Raw genomic sequence first — 15,121 nt, forward strand, 5'->3', positions numbered from 1 at the left:
GGAGCGCCAAGCTGGACTCGTGAGCACCCGGCTCCCCGCCCCCGACCGGTTCGACCGCCGGCTCGTCCCGCCGATGGTGCTCGGCGCCGTGCTCAACCCGATCAATTCGTCGATGATCGCCGTCGCGCTGGTGCCGATCGGGGTCGCGCTGGGCGCCCCGGCCGCGCAGACCGCGTGGCTGGTCTCCGGGCTGTACCTGGCGACGGCGATCGGTCAGCCGGTGGTCGGGCGCCTCGTCGACCTCTACGGGCCGCGCCGGCTCTTCCTCGCCGGCGCGGTGCTCGTCGGCGTCGGCGGGCTGGTCGGCGCGCTCGCCCCGTCGATCGGTGTCCTGGTGCTCGCGCGCGTGCTCATCGGCCTCGGCACGTGCTCCGGCTATCCGGCGGCGATGACCCTCATCCGCGGCGAGGCCGGGCGCACCGGGCGCGACAGCCCCGCCACCGTGCTCACGGTCCTCGCCGTCTCCACGCAGACCGTCGCCGTCATCGGGCCGACGCTCGGCGGGTTCCTCATCGGCCTCGGCGGGTGGCGCGCGACCTTCACCGTCAACGTGCCCCTCGCGCTCGCCTGCCTCGTGCTCGGCGCCCTGTACCTGCCGCGCGCCGCGCCGTCGGGGCGCCACCGGGCCGGCGACGTCCTGAGCGCCGTCGACCCCGTCGGCATCGCGCTGTTCGTGGCCACCCTCGTCACCCTGCTGCTGTTCCTGACCCACCTGCGCGCCGACCTCTGGTGGCTGCCGGTGCTCGCCGCCCTCGCCGGCGCCGGGCTGGTGGCGTGGGAGCTGCGCGTCCCCGAGCCGTTCCTCGATCTGCGCCTGCTCGGCGGCAACCTCCCGCTGCTCGCCACGTACGCGCGCTCCCTGCTGGCCGCGGTCACGTCGTACGCGCTGCTCTACGGCTACACCCAGTGGCTCGAGCAGGGGCGGGGGCTCTCGCCCCAGGTCGCGGGGCTCGTGCTGCTGCCGGTGTTCGCGGCGGGGCTGGTCGTCTCGACGATCACGGGCCGGCGCGAGGAGATCCGCGGCAAGCTCGTCGTCGGCGCGATCGGGCAGGTCGTGCTCGCCGGGCTGCTGCTGCTCGTCGGGCCGCAGAGCGCTCTGTGGTTCCTCCTGCTGCTCGGCGTCGTCGCCGGGGTACCGCAGGGCCTGAACAACCTCGCCAACCAGAACGCCGTCTACCGGCAGGCCGACGAGGCGCGCCTGGGGTCGTCGGCGGGGCTGATGCGGACGTTCTTCTACCTCGGCGCGATCACCGCGTCGGCCGCCAACGGCATCGTCTTCCGCGACGGCGCCACCACGGCCGGGATGCACGAGCTGGCCCTCGTCATGCTGGCCGCGGCCGTGCTGTTCCTGGTGCTCACGCTCGCCGACCGCTCCCTGCGCCGCGCCGCTCCCCGCGGGACGCCCCAGCCGGTGTGAGGTCGTCGTCGGTGGTGGCGCGGGCCCCGGGGATGCCGTCGCGGCGGTCGCGGTGGGACTCGATCCGCAGGATCTGGTGGTGCGCCCGCTGGACCAGGTCGGGCTCGGCGCGGTCCAGCGCTGAGGTCAGCCAGCGCAGCGCGCCGCCGTCCCAGCGGCCGGGCTCGGGGGTGTGCGCCGCCGAGCGCTCGGCCAGCGTGACGCCGAGGCGGTAGAGCGCCTCGGGCTCGAGGTCGTCGGGCGGCACCTGGGTGGCCAGCCACAGGGCCACCTGGTCGTCGCCGCGGGCCAGGGCGACGCGCGCGACGCGGGCGCGCTCGTCGGGGGCGAGGTGGCCCCACAGCTCGCGGGCGAACGCCTCCGGCACCGCCCAGCCGGCCGGGTCGCGGTCGGCGAGGTGGGAGAACAGCCGGTCGGCGGCGAGGTGCCCGCGCTGTCCACGCCGCGCGGCCCGCAGCAGCCGCAGGCCGCCGTGGTCGCCCCGCAGTAGCTCGCGCACGGTCCGGCGCAGGTCGTCCGGCGCGAGCCGCGGCACCTGCAACGCGTCGAGGTGCACGGGCGCGAGGTCGGTGAGCAGCTGCGGGCTCAGCGGGGTGCCGACGCCGAGCCGCTCCCAGTCGACCACCGTGCGCAGCAGCCCCAGCGGCGCCAGCGAAGACCAGCCGACGGGGTCGAGCACCGCGCGCGCCCGGGTCACGGGACGCACGCGCTCGCCGATCGGGCCCTCGTCGTCGGCCGGGACCTCGATCAGCGCGCCCTCGAGCACCGCCCGCGTCGCCGGGGCGAGGTGCGCGCCCAGGAACGTGCGCCGGGTCGTGAGCACCAGCCGCACGTCGGCGGCGAGCGCCGCGACGGCGTCCGCGCCGACCTGGTCGAGCAGCGCGGGCGGGGCGTCGTCGGCGAACACCACGACCGGGCCCGAGCGCTCGACGGCCTCGCGGGCGCGGCGCAGGACGGCGCGCAGGTCGGCGGTGTGCGGGTCGGTGATCGGCACGAGCACCCGGTCGCCGAGCATGCGGCGCAGCGCCCGGTGCACGGCGCGCGAGGTGCCGGCGAGGCGGTCGCCGGTGACGACCACCAGCGGGCGCTCGACCCCGAACGCGTGCTCGAGGTCGACGTCCACCGGGCGGGCCGCGTACGGCGCCCCGGCGTCCGGGTCGTGCACCCCGAGGTCGTCCGGACCCGTCGTCGCGATCCGCCGGACCCGTCCGGTGGGCGCCCCTCGCCCGCTCAGCCCGAATGCCACCCACGGAGTGTCAGGTCAGGCCCCCCGACACGCCAGATCGAGATCGTCCCGTTCACCCGATCGCCGTCGGCTCCCGGACGGTGAGGCGACCCGAAGCGTGTCTTCAGGACACGGTCACCGTCTTCCGCTCCCCCGTCCGACCCTGCCACGATGCGCCATCCGGCCCCGGGGGGAGGCGCCGATGGACCTCGACGACCTCGACGTGCTGCTCGAGGACGCCCACGACGTGCTGCGGGTGGAGACGCTCGACGCGTACGCGGTGCGTGCCGACGTCGGTGACGTCGACCGCTACCTGCGCGGCGACCCGCCCGCCTCCGCCGCCCAGCCCGCGTGGGTCGAGGCGGTCGGGGACGCCGTGGCCCGCGGCCTCCGGCGACGCCGGCTGCGCCTCGTGCCACGCCCGGTGCCGTACTACGTGCGGTTCTCCTGCGCGTGGCGCTACACCGCGACGACCGCGCGCGGCGAGGAGGTCGCCGTGCTCGACCAGCGCCGGGACCCCCCCGCGTTCGCCTGGGCGCGCTCGCTCGGCGACCTCTACCGCGTCGACGACCGCACGGTCTTCCTCGAGCACGACGCGCTCGGCCGCCTCGTGCGCGCCTTCGAGCCCGCCACGGACGCCGACGCGACGACGTGGCTCCCGCTCGCCGACCAGTGGCAGGTCGCCGAGCCGTTCACGCCGTGGTGGGCGGCGGAGTCCGCGCGGTAGCTACTCGTCCTCGGCGCGGAAGTCGTCGGGCGTCGCCTCGGCGAGCTCGCGGCGCAGCCGCTCGACCTCGGTCTCGACGTCCGCCTCCGCCGGGACGGCCGCCTCGTCGGGCGCGTCCTCGGGGCCGCCGACGGTGGCGACGGCGCCGGCGGGCAGCGCCGCCTCGGCGAGGACGTCCTCCGCGGCGTCGATCGGGCAGCCCTGGTGCACGGCCAGCGTGACCGCGTCGCTGGCGCGCGCCGACACGGTGCGGGCACTCCCGTCGGCGGTCGTCAGGTCGAGCTCGGCGTGGAACTGGCCGGCGACCAGCGCGGTGAGCCGCACGCGCTCCAGCTGCGCGCCGAACGCCTCGACGGCGTCGAGCAGCAGGCGGTGGGTCAGCGGGCGGGGCAGCGTCGCGGCGACCTCGGCGGCCGCGAGCGCCGTGGCCTCGGGCGCGCCGATCCAGATCGCGAGATAGCGCCGCGAGCCGACGCGCTCGCGCAGCAGCAGGATCGGGTCCTCGCTGCCCTGCTCCTGACCGACCCCGGCGACCTCGACCTCAGCCATGTCCCCATCCTGCGCCGAGGACGTGGATCGGTCGACCCGGACCCCCTCGCGCCCGGTCAGCGGGCGCCGGCGATCCCGGTGGCGAGCCGGGTGACCCCGGTGCGGGTGACCTCCACGGCGGCGATGCAGGCACCGGGATCGGCGGGCGCGACCCCGGCCGGGCACCCGGCGCGCAGGAAGCGTTCGTGGCCGGCCTCGACGGCGGCCGCGGGGTCGGTGATCTCGGGGTTCGCGGGGCGCGCCCCGGCCGCGGCGGTGGCGACGTTGCGGACCTCCTCCTCCCAGCGACCGCACACCGTCCACTGCGTCGCGAGGTCCCGCGACGTGTAGCAGGGGTCCTGCTGGACCAGCCCGAGCTTGGCGCGGGCGGCCTCCAGCGACCCGTTCGGACGGGCGGGGGGCGCCGACGTGCCCTCGGTGTACGCGGTCGAGCAGGCGCCGAGCCCGCTGAGCAGGACCGCCACCAGGACGCCGACCAGCCGGAGCCGTGCCCTGCGCGCGCCGGGCTCCGCTGCGTCCACGGCGTCACCGTCGCAGGGGCGCCGAGCCCCCGCCACCGGGGACGGTCAGCGCCGACGTGGCAGGACGAGCCCGACGGCCACGAGCACCAGCAGCACCGAGAGCAGGTCGGCGGTGACGATCGCGTGGGTGCGCGAAAGCACGAGCAGCTTCGGCCCCTCGACCGCCTTGTTCAGCGGCAGCCACGCCACCGCGGCCACCACCAGCAGTCCGGCCCAGGTCCAGCGGCGTCGTCGGGTCACCGCGACGACATGCCCGCTCCGGGCCCGCCCGACGCGCCTCGGGCACGCTGGCCCCGTGGACCGGGACGTCGTCGTGACGACGAGCAAGTCGCCGTCCGACGCCCTGCGCGACCGGGCGCACCGGCTCGCCGGGCGGTGGGACCTGCCCGTCGTCGAGCGCCACCGCGGCTCGGTGGCCACGGCCCGGGGCGCGGCGGCGACCGCGCTGGTGTGCACCGAGGAGGGGCTGGTCGCCGAGACCGCGCGCGGGCGCCTCGCCTTCCACCAGGGCACCGCGGCCAAGCGACTGCGCGCGCTGCGCCACGGCGGCACCGATCCGCTGATCCGGGCCGGCGAGCTGCGCCCCGGCGACCGGGTCCTCGACGCGACCCTCGGCCTCGGGCGCGACGCCCTCGTCGCGGCGTGGGCGCTCGGGGCCGAGGGCGAGGTCCTCGGCGTCGAGGCCGACCTCGTGCTCGCCGTCCTCGCCGACGACGGGTTCGCGGGGCCGGTGCCGCGCCCCGGGTCGGCGCCCGTGCGGGTGCGGCACGGCGACAGCCGGCAGGTGCTCGGCGCGCTGGCCGCCGCCGGCGAGCGCGTCGACGTCGTCCTGCTCGACCCCATGTTCACCGACCCACGGGCCAGCGACCACGGCTTCGCCCTCGCCCGCGACCACACGGTGCCGACGCCGCTCACGCCGGACTGGGTCGAGCTCGCGCGCGCCGTGGCCCGCCGGTGCGTGGTGGTCACCGCCGAGCGGGCGCGGCCGTGGTTCCCCGACGTCGGGCTCGAGCGACTGGGGGGCACGCGCTCGGGTCGGTGGTTCCGGGCGGCCGCTCAGGACGCGGGGTAGTCCGTGGGTCCCCCGAGGTGCTCGACGGCGTCGACCTCGGCCAGGCGGCGGTGCAGCGTCTCGCGGACCGACGCGAACGCCGCGGCCCCGAGCGGCAGGCGCAGCGGCGGGTCGTCGAGGTCGACGAGGCCCACGACGGCCCGGGCGGCGCGCTCGGGGTCGCCCGGCTGCGTGCCGTGCAGCGCCGCGAACCGCGCGCGGGAGTCGCCGAGCACCTCGTCGTAGGCCGCCATCGGCTCGGCGCGCGCCGGCGAGCGACCGGCGAAGTCGGTGCGGAACGGGCCGGGCTCGACCATCGTCACCGCGATGCCCAGCGGCGCGACCTCGGCCGCGAGCCCCTCGGACATGCCCTCCAGCGCGAACTTCGTCGCCGAGTACACCGAGCCCCCGAGCGCGGAGCGCACCCCCGCGAGCGACGACATCTGGATCACGTGGCCCGAGCCCTGCGCGCGCATCACGGGCAGCGCCGCGCGCGTCACGGCGAAGGCGCCGAACACGTTGACCTCGAACTGCTCGCGGACCTGCGCGTCGGTGAACTCCTCGAACGCCCCGCGGCTGCCGTACCCGGCGTTGTTGACCACGACGTCGATCCGGCCGAACTCGCGGACCGCGAGGTCGACCGCCGCGCGCACCGCGTCCGGGTCGGTGACGTCGAGCGGGGCGGCGCGCACGCGATCGGGGGCGGACGCGACGAGCTCGGCGACGTCGTCGACGCGCCGCGCCGTGGCGACGAGCCGGTCGCCCCGGGCCAGCACGGCCTCGGCGATCGCGCGGCCGAACCCCGTGCTCGTGCCGGTGACCAGCCAGACCCGTGACACCCGCCCACCTCCTGTGCGACAGGTCCAACGTACGGGTGCGCCGGGTCAGCCCATCCGCACGACCTCGGACGTCCCGAAGCGCTGCGCGACGAGGTGCTTCACCCCGCGCGGGAAGTCCTGCTCGGCCGCGACGTGCGCGGCGGCGAGGTCCCGCTGGGCGCCGGCATCCCCGGCGAAGGCCGCGACGCAGCGCTCCGGCTCGGAGTTGGCGAGCGCGAGGATCGCCCCGGCGCCCCCGAGCAGGCCGGTCTGGAGCAGCAGCGCCGAGGAGCCGGTCCACACCGGGCCGCCGTAGGCGTCGAGGGTGGCGAGCAGGCGGGTGGGGTCGCCCGACGAGTCCTTGACCCCGGCGACCGGCAGGGTCGGCAGGATCTCCAGCGGGATGCCGGGCGGGGCGACGGCCGGGAAGTGGTAGGCGAGGACCGGCACGTCACCGGCGGCGTCGGCCACCGCCCGGTAGTAGCCGGTGGGGTCGGCGAGGCCGCGGGGCGAGCGGGCGATCACGGCGTCGACGCCGGTGTCGCGCGCGGACGCGGTGAGCCGGGCCGCCTGGTGCGCCGACGACGCGCCGGTGCCCCCGACCACCACGGTGTCGGGCACCGCGGCGCGCACCGAGGCGAACAGCCGCAGGCGCTCGTCGTCGTCGAGCGCGTCGGCCTCGCCGGTGGTGCCGGCGGCGACGATCGCGGTGGCGCCGAGCTCGACGAGCTGCGCGGCGAGCTTCCCGGTGGCGTCGTGGTCGATCTGGCGGGTGTCGTCGAACAGGGTCACCAGGGCGACGCCGACGCCGGTGAAGACGGGCTCGGTCACGGGTGTCCTCCTCGGGGGGTGCGGCCGGGCGCGGGGGACTCGACGCGATCACGACCATAGGTCGCACCGGGCGCCTGACCCCAGGGTGCGGCCGGTGGCGCCGCGCGGGGCGGTGCCGGCGGGCGACGGGACGGCCAGGCGATCACCACGGCCATCGCGAGGGCCACGAGCGCGAGCATGTCGGCCGTGGTGACCCCGTGCCGGGACGTGAGCTCGAGCAGGACGCGGCCCTCGACGGGCTTGTTGATCCGTACCCAGATCACCGCCGCGACGACGAGCAGGGCCGCCAGCAGGAGACGACGCGCCGAGAACACCATGCAGTGGAGACGTCTGCGGGTCGCCGAACGTTCCCGTCAGTGTTCGAGCACCAGGCGGAGCAGGAGGACGAACAGCCCGAGGACGCCGGCGGCGGCCCCACCGACGAGCGTGCCCAGGGCCTTCCCGCGCGCCCGCCACCCCCCGACCGCCCCGAGCAGGACGAGGAACGCGAGCCCCAGCCACAGGACCGCGTCGACCGCACCCTCGGGGTCGTAGAGCCCGGTGACGCCCCCGACCACGACGACGAGCAGCGGGAGGACGGCGAGCAGGAGGTACTGCGCCGCGTGGCCCCGCAGGCGCCGCAGCTCCGCCCGCGTCGGCGGCGGCACGTCCTGGCGCGCCCGGCGGGCGAGCACCACGGCGAACAGGCGGGCGGCGAACGTCGCCACCATCGACCCCACGACGATCTGGCCGGCGGCGACGAAGTCCTCGACGCCGTCGTCGAGGGCGACCACCAGCACGGTCATCAGCACGACCGTGCCCTCGACCCCGATCTCGAGGTCGAGGCGCAGCCGCCCCCACCGCACGGCGGGCTCCTCGTTCACGGGGCGCCATGTTCCCCGTGCCGGGGCGGCGGACGCGGTCGGGGGCCCGACCGGGTGACGCCGGGTCAGGCCGGGGCGATGAAGCGCGCTGCCTGCGCCGCGACACTGCGCTGCACGGCCGCCGCGCTCTGGATGTGCTGCACCTGGGGGCCCAGCCGCCGGACGAGCTCGCACGCCCGCGCCGCCAGTGCCGAATCGGTGGCTTGCTGCATCGGGTGCAGCACCCGGTACGCCGCGACCGGGTCACCGAGGCGGCTCAGGACCTGCCCGAGACGGACCGCGCCCAGCTCGCCGAGCCGCCCCTCGGCGCGCCGCAGTGCCTCGAAGCAGCGCCGGGCGGTCTGCAGGTCGCCGCGCCGGAGCGCTGCCTCCCCGCGGGCGGCGAGCAGCCGCGCCTGGAGCTGGGGGTCGCGCTGGCCGAAGTGGAACCCGTCCACCAGGTCCGCCGCCGCGGCCTCGGCGGCGTCCCAGTCCTCCCGGGACAGCTCGAGCTCCGCCAGCAGGACGGCCGCCTCGTGGCCAGCCGGTCCGCCGCCGCGCTTCGCCCGGCGGAAGGCCGCGGCCGCCCCGTCCGCGTCCCCGTCGTGGTTCCTCAGCTCGCCGAGCTCGACGAGCGCCCGGGTGCGGACGTCCCCCTCTGCGACCCACTCGAGGAGCCCGAGGAGCAGCTCGATCGCGCGGGCACGCCGGTCGCGCCGGCGCGCGAGGCGGGCCAGCTCGAGGATCGCCGACGCCGCGACCTCGCGGTCGCGCGCGGTGGCGGCCTGGTCCAGGTACGGCTCGGCGTCGTCGTCCCGACCGAGCCCGACCAGGACCTCGCCCGCCCTCAGCGCCGCGGTCGCCGCGCGCTCGAGGTCGTCGCCCCGGGCGGCGCGCTCGAACCAGCCCAGCGCCTCCTCCCGCTCCGCCGGGGTCGGGCGGGCCGCGAGCAACATGGCCCCGAGCGTGCTCTGCGCCTGCTGACGGTCCTCGACCTCAAGGAGGTGGCGGCGCGCCGCGACGTGATCGCGCCTGCCGTGCTCGAGGTGGCCGAGGGCCTCGTGCGCGTCGCGGAGGAGGTCGCCCTCCGCCCGCGCGACCACCGACCGCAGCCAGGACGCCGCCCGGTCCTCCCGCCGCGCCGACAGCGTCGCGGACCGCGGCGGCGGGGTGAGGAGCCCGCGGCCGACGAGGAGGGCGGCGGTGGGCTCGAGGCCCTGGGGCCTCAGGTCGGCGCAGAGCACCAGCGCGGACTCCACGTCGCCACGGACCAGGGCGACGCGGGCGAGGCGGTAGCGCTCGGCGTGGTCGCACCGCTTTGCCAGCGCCCGGGCTAGCGCCCCGGGCACCGCCCACCCGGCCGGCGCCGGCTCGGTGTCGGCGAGGTGGGAGAAGACGCGGTCGGGCACGAGGTGCGCCTCGCCCCGGCGGCGGGTGCGGCGCCAGCACCGCATCCCGCCGAGGTCGCGTCGCCACCCGTCCCGGGCAGCCCGGTGCACCTCCGCCGCGGAGGGCGTCGGGACGCCCAGCGCCGCGGTGTAGATCGGCGCGATCGCCGTGAGGACCTCCGGGGTCAGCGCCGTCGTGACCCCGAGGCGCTCCCAGTCGACGATGGCGCGCAGCAGCGCCAGCGGCAGCAGCGAGCTCCACCCCACGGGGTCGAGGACGGCGCGGGCCCGGCCGAGCGGGCGGACGCGCTCGCCGAAGGGACGCCCGTCGCTCGCGGCCGGCACCTCGACCGTCGCCTCGCGGAGCCGCGCACGCGTCTCCTCGGCCGCGAACGCTCCGAGGAACGAGCGGCGGCTGGTGAGCAGGAGCCGGACGTCGCCGCCGAGCAGCGCGCACGTCTCGTCGGTGACCTGGTCGAGGAGGGCGGGCGGGGCGTCGTCGACGACCACGACGACCGGGCCGGAGCGACCGGCGATCCGCCCGGCGAGGCGCAGGGCGTCGGCGAGGTCGACGGTGTGGGGCTCCCGGAGCGGCAGCACCCACCGGTCGCCGAGCATCCGCCGCGCCGCGCGGTGCAGGGTGCGCGACGACCCGGCGAGGCGGTCCCCGGTGACCAGCAATAGCGGGCGGTCGGACCCCACCGCGGCCTCCACCGCCGCGTCGACGTCGCGCGGCACGTACTCCCCCGCGGCCCCGTCGTCGCGGACCCCGAAGACGTCCGGTCCGCAGTCGGCGATCCGGCGGCGGCGACGCCACGACTGGGACTCCACCGCGAACCGCAGGTCCGTCAACCCCCACCCCATCGACGCAGTGTCATCACTGCGCGCCGATCGGGCCATCGCCGGCCGTCGCCGTCACCCGGTTGCGGCGTCAGCTCCCTCCATCGCCAGCACGTCCCGGATGCCCTGGTCGATGAACGCCGTGTCCTCCGGGTTGTCCCCGCCGCCCGCGAAGTGGCCCCACACCCCGGGGATCACGCGCACCTCGCCCCGCGGGATGTGCTGCGACGACCAGTGCTCGTCCTCGGGCGGGAAGTAGAGATCCTTCTCCGCCGGCATCGAGAGCAACGGGCAGCGGATGGAGTTGAGCGCCGCGACGGTGTCCCCGTCGAAACCGGGGGTCTGCCCGACGTCGCCGTGCGACCACGTCCACGCCATGGCGAGCAGGTTGTTGGGGTCCCGCTCATCGAGCCAGAACCCCTCCCAGAAGTCGACGAGGAAGTCCTCCAGCGAGCTGGCCCCGAGTCGGCGCCACTCCTCCTGCCAGTAGAACGCCTGCGAGAACCCCCAGCCGGCGTAGACCCGGGCGAACGCCCGCAGACCCTTCGTCGGCCAGGCGTCGTCGCGGTACCAGCCCTCGGCGAAGGCCGCGTCGGCGCGCAGGGCCGAGGTGATCGACTCGAGGAACACCCGGCTGCGGGCTGGTGACCGCGGACCCGCAGAACGGCACGGCCCGCTGCACCATCTCCGGGTGGCTCACCGCCCACTGGTAGGTCTGGCCCGCGCCCATCGACCACCCCGTGACCAGGGCGAGCGTCTCGATCCCGAAGTGCTCGGTGACCAGCTGGTGCTGGCACTCCACCTGGTCCCAGAACGTCACGTGCGGGAAGCGCGCGCGGTCGTAGGGGGGCGGGGTGTTGCTGGGCGAGCTGGAGAGCCCGTTGCCGAGCATGTTGGGCACGATGACGAACCACTCGTCGGGGTTCAGCGCCTTGTCCGTGCCGATGAGCCACTCGTTGTCGGTGTGCCGCCCGGAGTACCAGGTCGGGTAGACGATCGCGTTGCTCTTGTCGGCGTTGAGCGTCCCGTAGGTCTGGTAGGCGAGTTGCGCGCCGCGAAGCGTCGCCCCGTGCTGCAGGACGACGTCGCCGAGGTCGAAGAGTGCGTGGTCTGTCGGTGCGGGCATGGACTGCTCCTCCTGTGTGGCGCTCCGCGCCACGTGAGCAGGAAATGGTGCTCGAGCACCAATTTCTGCTCACGTGCGCGAAGCGCACCCCGTCAGCTCGCCGTCGCGCACTGGCCGCGGTCGACGAGCGTCGGGCCGTCGCCGTTCGGGCGGATGTCGACGTCGAAGATGCCGGTGGGCAGGTAGAGCGAGCAGCAGGCGTTGGGGATGTCGACGATGCCGCTGATGCGTCCCTCGATCGGCGCCGCGCACAGGATCAGGTACGCCTGCTCACCGGTGTAGCCGAACTGCTTGAGGTACTCGATGGCGTTGAGGCAGGCGCGCTTGTAGGCGATCGTCGCGTTCATGTAGTGCTGGTCGCCGGCCTCGTCGACCGAGATGCCGATGAACGAGACGAACTCGGTGTAGCGCGGCTCGTGGCGTCCCGGCTGGAAGATCGGGGTGTCGGTCTTGTACTTGTTCACGCCGTCCTTGATGAGGTCGACGTGGACGTCGGCGTAGCCGCCCATCTCCATGGCGCCGCAGAAGCTGATCTCGCCGTCACCCTGGGCGAAGTGCAGGTCGCCGATCGAGAACTTCGCGCCCGGCACGTACACGGGGTAGAAGACGCGGGAGCCGATCGACAGGTTCTTGATGTCGACGTTGCCGCCGTGCTCGCGCGGGGGCACGGTGCGCGCGGCCTCGCGGGCGGCGCTCTCCAGGTCGGATCCGCCCATCGTCCCGAGCAGCGCGTGGTTCGGCAGGGGCGGCAGCGCCAGCGGCGGCACCCGGTCCGGGTCCGTGTCGATCAGCGCCTGCTCGCGGCGGTTCCAGCGGGCGAGCAGGTCGGCGTCGGGCGCGCACCCCGCGAGCCCGGCGTGGACGTTGGACGCGACGCGGACGCCGGGCAGGTGCCGCGACGTGGCGTACATGCCGCGGAAGTCCCAGATGACCTTGCCGGCGTGCGGGAAGTGGTCGGTGAGGAAGCCGCCGCCGTTGTTGATGTCGAAGATGCCGGTGTAGCCCCAGCCCTCGCCGGGCTCGTCGCCCACCGACGCCGCACCCGAGCGCGCGGGGCCCAGGTCGAGATAGTCGACGACGAGCAGGTCGCCCGGCTCGGCGCCCTCGACGTGGATCGGGCCCGAGAGCATGTGGTTGTGGTCGAGGACCATGTCGCGGATGTCGTTGGCCGAGTCGTCGTTGCGGACCTGGCCGTCGGTCCAGTCCTTGCACTCGATGCGGAACACGTCGCCGGGGCGCACCGACGCGGCGGCGGGGATGTCCGGGTGCCACCGGTTGTGCCCGGGGACCTCCTGGTCACGCATCGACTTGGACTGGTCCACGCGGAACACGGTCTCGGGCATGGTCACTCTCCTCGACTCTGGAAACGTTCTCACATGAGAGGGCTTCCCGGTCCCCGGGTCAAGGGGCGAGCGCCGGGAGGGTCGTGAGCACGTCGAAGTCGACGCCGTCGGCGACCGCCAGGTGCACGGGCTGGTGGGCGTGGCGCCCGCGGAACTCGACGGTGCCCCGGGGTCCCTCGTAGGCCGTGCCGTCGGCGACCGCGTCCCACGCCTCGAGACGGTCGGAGTCGGCCCGCGCCGCCAGCGCGGCGAGGGTGTGCAGGCCCTCGTAGCAGCTCTCGGCGGCGTTGGAGAGCGCCGGCGCCCCGGCCCCGTGCAGGTGGACGTAGTTGCCGAGCAGGTCGATCGCGCCGGCGGTGGCCATCGAGCGGAAGTAGGACGAGGCGACGAACAGGTTCGCCGTGGCGTCCGCGCCGCTGGCCAGGAGCATGTTCTCCTCCATCAGCGGGCTGAAGCGCACGAGGCGGTCGTCGAGGCCGCGCCGGGCGAACTCGCGGTTGACGTCCACGGCGTCCTGCCCGACGAGCAGCATCAGCACGCCGTCGCACGCGGCGCGCTCGACGCGGTCCACCAGCCGGGGGAGGTCGATCGCGCCGAGGGCGACGAAGGCCTCGTCGACGACGTCGAGCCCGAGCCGGCGGGCGAAGCCGCGCACGGCACGCGCGGAGAGGTGCGGCCAGACGTAGTCGTCGCCGACCACGAACCACCGCCGCACCCCGAGCTCGTCGCGCAGCCAGCGCAGCGCGGGCGCGATCTGGACGTCCGGCGTCTCGCCACCGCAGTAGACGCCGCGGCGGGTCTCGCCGCCCTCGTAGAGCGACGGGTAGGCGTAGGGGACCCGGCCGGCCACGACGGGCACGAGCGCCTCGCGCACCGACGAGATGTGCCAGCCGCTGACGGCCTGCACCGCGCCGGTGTCGACGCGGCGCCGGACCGCCTCGGCGACCCGCGCCGGCTCGTCGCCCCCGTCGACGATCTCGGCGACCACCTCGCGACCGAGGACGCCGCCGGCCGCGTTCAACTCGTCGACCGCGAGCGCGACGACCGCCTCGCACGAGGGCGCGAACAACCCGGCCGGGCCCCGCAGCGGCACGACCATCGCCACGCGGTACTCGCCGCGCGGCGAGGCTCGTGGCGAAGACGACACCGAAAGGCCCCCGGGGTGTGGAGGTGGACTGGCGCCCTATGGTCACACCATCCGGGAATTTCTCAAAGGTGCCTGATGCCGGAGGAGGTGGGCCGCGTGGCGCAGGAACTGCCGCCGGACGGCGCACCGCTGACCGTGGTGCTCACGCAGGCGCTCGACGAGGTGTCGCGGCGGGTCGAGGAGGTCACCGCCGGCGAGGGCCTGGCGCTGGAGCAGTGGCTCGTCCTGCGCCGCCTGGCCGCGCACGGCGACCAGGCGATGCGCGACCTCGTCGCCGACACCCGCCTCAACGACTCCACGCTGACCCGCGTGGTCGACCGCCTGGCCGCCCTCGGCCTGGTCTACCGCGAGGCCGATCCGGTCGACCGGCGGCGCGTGCGGGTCACGCTCAGCGCCCGGGGCCGCGCGGTGCACCAGCGGCTCGCCCCGGCGGTGGCCGACGCCGAGCGCGACCTGACCGACGACCCCGCACTCCTCGCCGCCCTCGCCCGGCTGGCCCGCCCGCGCGCGGAGGCGTGATCCGGTCCTAGGGTCCGCGGGTGACCTGGTGGCACGGCGTGATCATCGCGATCGCCGGCGTCTGGGCCGGGACGATCAACACGGTGGTCGGGTCCGGAACGCTGGTGACGTTCCCGGTGCTCGTGGCCCTGGGCTACCCGCCGGTGACGGCGACGACGTCCAACGCGATCGGGCTGGTGCCGGGGTCGATCACCGGCGCCTACGGCTACCGCGCGGAGATCGCCGGGTCGGCGCGGCGGCTGGCGCGCTGGTCGGTGGCCTCCGCGCTCGGCGCGGTCGGCGGGACGGCCCTGCTGCTCTCGCTGCCCGAGGACGCGTTCGAGACGATCGTACCGTTCCTCGTCGGGCTCGCGCTGCTGCTGGTGGTGGTCCAGCCGCTGCTCACCCGCCGGCTCCAGGGGACGCGCGCCGACGCCCGCCCCCGCTGGTTGCTCATGCCGCTGATCTTCCTCATCGGCGTCTACGGCGGCTACTTCACCGCCGCGCAGGGGATCCTGCTCGTCGGCGTCATGGGGCTCCTGCTCGACGAGCCGCTGCAGCGCCTCAACGGCTACAAGAACGTGCTCGCGGCGGTGGTCAACGTGGTGGCCGGCGCGGTGTACGCAGTGGTCGCGCCGATCAGCTGGCCCGTGGTCGCGATCCTCGCGGTGAGCTCGACGATCGGCGGGCTGCTGGGCGCCCGGATCGGCCGGCGGCTCTCCCCCACCGTGCTGCGGGTCGTGATCGTGGTCGTCGGGCTGATCGCGATCGTGCGGCTGGTGCTGGAGTGAGGGCCGG

The 15,121-nt window shown here is 75.7% G+C and carries 17 protein-coding genes and 1 pseudogene; 5 read left to right on the plus strand and 13 right to left on the minus strand.

Annotation, left to right across the window (positions count from 1 at the left end; translation table 11 throughout):
• The first annotated feature begins 19 nt into the window (after positions 1–19).
• On the plus strand, positions 20–1,417 hold the full coding sequence (locus ACQPX6_RS25005) for an MFS transporter (protein WP_433783297.1): 1,398 nt from the start codon (positions 20–22) through the stop codon (positions 1,415–1,417).
• On the opposite strand, the gene ACQPX6_RS25010 is transcribed toward ACQPX6_RS25005, so the two are convergent.
• Positions 1,356–2,663 (minus strand): hypothetical protein, encoded by a 1,308-nt coding sequence (locus ACQPX6_RS25010; protein WP_433783299.1) that lies wholly within the window; start codon positions 2,661–2,663, stop codon positions 1,356–1,358. The two genes, ACQPX6_RS25005 and ACQPX6_RS25010, sit on opposite strands and share 62 nt — an antisense overlap.
• A gap of 181 nt (positions 2,664–2,844) precedes the next feature.
• Between ACQPX6_RS25010 and ACQPX6_RS25015 the strand changes: the two genes are divergently transcribed.
• Entirely contained in the window at positions 2,845–3,369 is a 525-nt protein-coding gene (locus tag ACQPX6_RS25015) for a DUF6879 family protein (RefSeq protein WP_433783301.1), read from the plus strand.
• Here ACQPX6_RS25015 and ACQPX6_RS25020 read toward each other — a convergent pair whose 3' ends face one another.
• The 3 genes from ACQPX6_RS25020 to ACQPX6_RS25030 are packed head-to-tail and all read right to left on the minus strand — an operon-like array spanning position 3,370 to position 4,679.
• Complete coding sequence (locus ACQPX6_RS25020; protein ID WP_433783302.1) at positions 3,370–3,918, minus strand: bifunctional nuclease family protein; 549 nt, start codon at positions 3,916–3,918, stop codon at positions 3,370–3,372.
• A 56-nt stretch (positions 3,919–3,974) separates the two neighbouring features.
• Positions 3,975–4,439, minus strand: a complete 465-nt coding sequence (locus tag ACQPX6_RS25025; protein WP_433783303.1) for a hypothetical protein — start codon at positions 4,437–4,439, stop codon at positions 3,975–3,977.
• Between the two features lie 45 nt (positions 4,440–4,484).
• Positions 4,485–4,679 carry a hypothetical protein gene (locus tag ACQPX6_RS25030; protein WP_433783304.1) on the minus strand — a complete coding sequence of 65 codons (195 nt, stop codon included), beginning with the start codon at positions 4,677–4,679 and terminating at the stop codon, positions 4,485–4,487.
• A 55-nt stretch (positions 4,680–4,734) separates the two neighbouring features.
• Between ACQPX6_RS25030 and ACQPX6_RS25035 the strand changes: the two genes are divergently transcribed.
• Positions 4,735–5,511, plus strand: coding sequence for a class I SAM-dependent methyltransferase (locus ACQPX6_RS25035; protein WP_433783305.1), 777 nt, complete (start codon positions 4,735–4,737; stop codon positions 5,509–5,511).
• On the opposite strand, the gene ACQPX6_RS25040 is transcribed toward ACQPX6_RS25035, so the two are convergent.
• The 9 genes and pseudogenes from ACQPX6_RS25040 to ACQPX6_RS25080 all read right to left on the minus strand — a co-directional run bounded on the left by ACQPX6_RS25040 (position 5,496) and on the right by ACQPX6_RS25080 (position 13,777).
• Complete coding sequence (locus ACQPX6_RS25040) at positions 5,496–6,329, minus strand: oxidoreductase (RefSeq protein ID WP_433783306.1); 834 nt, start codon at positions 6,327–6,329, stop codon at positions 5,496–5,498. The two genes, ACQPX6_RS25035 and ACQPX6_RS25040, sit on opposite strands and share 16 nt — an antisense overlap.
• 45 nt (positions 6,330–6,374) lie before the next feature.
• Positions 6,375–7,139: a dihydrodipicolinate synthase family protein gene (locus ACQPX6_RS25045; RefSeq protein WP_433783307.1), complete on the minus strand. Its 765-nt coding sequence runs from the start codon at positions 7,137–7,139 to the stop codon at positions 6,375–6,377.
• Entirely contained in the window at positions 7,136–7,456 is a 321-nt protein-coding gene (locus ACQPX6_RS25050; RefSeq protein WP_433783308.1) for a hypothetical protein, read from the minus strand. The genes ACQPX6_RS25045 and ACQPX6_RS25050 overlap by 4 nt, the downstream gene beginning before the upstream one ends.
• 36 nt (positions 7,457–7,492) lie before the next feature.
• On the minus strand, positions 7,493–8,002 hold the full coding sequence (locus tag ACQPX6_RS25055) for a hypothetical protein (protein ID WP_433783309.1): 510 nt from the start codon (positions 8,000–8,002) through the stop codon (positions 7,493–7,495).
• Positions 8,003–8,067: 65 nt separating this feature from the next.
• On the minus strand, positions 8,068–10,233 hold the full coding sequence (locus ACQPX6_RS25060; RefSeq protein WP_433783310.1) for a hypothetical protein: 2,166 nt from the start codon (positions 10,231–10,233) through the stop codon (positions 8,068–8,070).
• A 51-nt stretch (positions 10,234–10,284) separates the two neighbouring features.
• Complete coding sequence (locus ACQPX6_RS25065; protein ID WP_433788422.1) at positions 10,285–10,839, minus strand: hypothetical protein; 555 nt, start codon at positions 10,837–10,839, stop codon at positions 10,285–10,287.
• Positions 10,840–10,933: 94 nt separating this feature from the next.
• Positions 10,934–11,335, minus strand: a pseudogene (locus tag ACQPX6_RS25070) (alpha/beta fold hydrolase); the annotation flags it as partial.
• 92 nt (positions 11,336–11,427) lie between these two features.
• The gene (gene fmdA, locus ACQPX6_RS25075; protein ID WP_433783311.1) at positions 11,428–12,678 is read right to left on the minus strand and encodes a formamidase; all 1,251 of its coding nucleotides are present in this window, start codon (positions 12,676–12,678) and stop codon (positions 11,428–11,430) included.
• 58 nt (positions 12,679–12,736) lie between these two features.
• Positions 12,737–13,777 carry a substrate-binding domain-containing protein gene (locus ACQPX6_RS25080; protein WP_433788353.1) on the minus strand — a complete coding sequence of 347 codons (1,041 nt, stop codon included), beginning with the start codon at positions 13,775–13,777 and terminating at the stop codon, positions 12,737–12,739.
• Between the two features lie 123 nt (positions 13,778–13,900).
• Here ACQPX6_RS25080 and ACQPX6_RS25085 point away from each other — a divergent pair, with 123 nt between their 5' ends.
• Positions 13,901–14,344, plus strand: coding sequence for a MarR family winged helix-turn-helix transcriptional regulator (locus ACQPX6_RS25085; RefSeq protein ID WP_433783313.1), 444 nt, complete (start codon positions 13,901–13,903; stop codon positions 14,342–14,344).
• A gap of 20 nt (positions 14,345–14,364) precedes the next feature.
• Positions 14,365–15,114 carry a sulfite exporter TauE/SafE family protein gene (locus tag ACQPX6_RS25090; protein ID WP_433783314.1) on the plus strand — a complete coding sequence of 250 codons (750 nt, stop codon included), beginning with the start codon at positions 14,365–14,367 and terminating at the stop codon, positions 15,112–15,114.
• Positions 15,115–15,121: the final 7 nt, after the last annotated feature.

It is taken from the genome of Actinomycetospora sp. CA-101289 (genome assembly GCF_050955895.1).
GTDB lineage: Bacteria > Actinomycetota > Actinomycetes > Mycobacteriales > Pseudonocardiaceae > Actinomycetospora.

Bases quoted from the DNA above. Each gene is read 5' to 3' on its own strand.
- ACQPX6_RS25015 (WP_433783301.1), top strand. From the start codon at position 2,845: ATGGACCTCGACGACCTCGACGTGCTGCTCGAGGACGCCCACGACGTG.
- ACQPX6_RS25020 (WP_433783302.1), bottom strand. From the start codon at position 3,918: ATGGCTGAGGTCGAGGTCGCCGGGGTCGGTCAGGAGCAGGGCAGCGAG.
- ACQPX6_RS25050 (WP_433783308.1), bottom strand. From the start codon at position 7,456: ATGGTGTTCTCGGCGCGTCGTCTCCTGCTGGCGGCCCTGCTCGTCGTC.
- ACQPX6_RS25060 (WP_433783310.1), bottom strand. From the start codon at position 10,233: ATGGGGTGGGGGTTGACGGACCTGCGGTTCGCGGTGGAGTCCCAGTCG.
- fmdA (WP_433783311.1), bottom strand. From the start codon at position 12,678: ATGCCCGAGACCGTGTTCCGCGTGGACCAGTCCAAGTCGATGCGTGAC.
- ACQPX6_RS25080 (WP_433788353.1), bottom strand. From the start codon at position 13,777: ATGGTCGTGCCGCTGCGGGGCCCGGCCGGGTTGTTCGCGCCCTCGTGC.
- ACQPX6_RS25085 (WP_433783313.1), top strand. From the start codon at position 13,901: ATGCCGGAGGAGGTGGGCCGCGTGGCGCAGGAACTGCCGCCGGACGGC.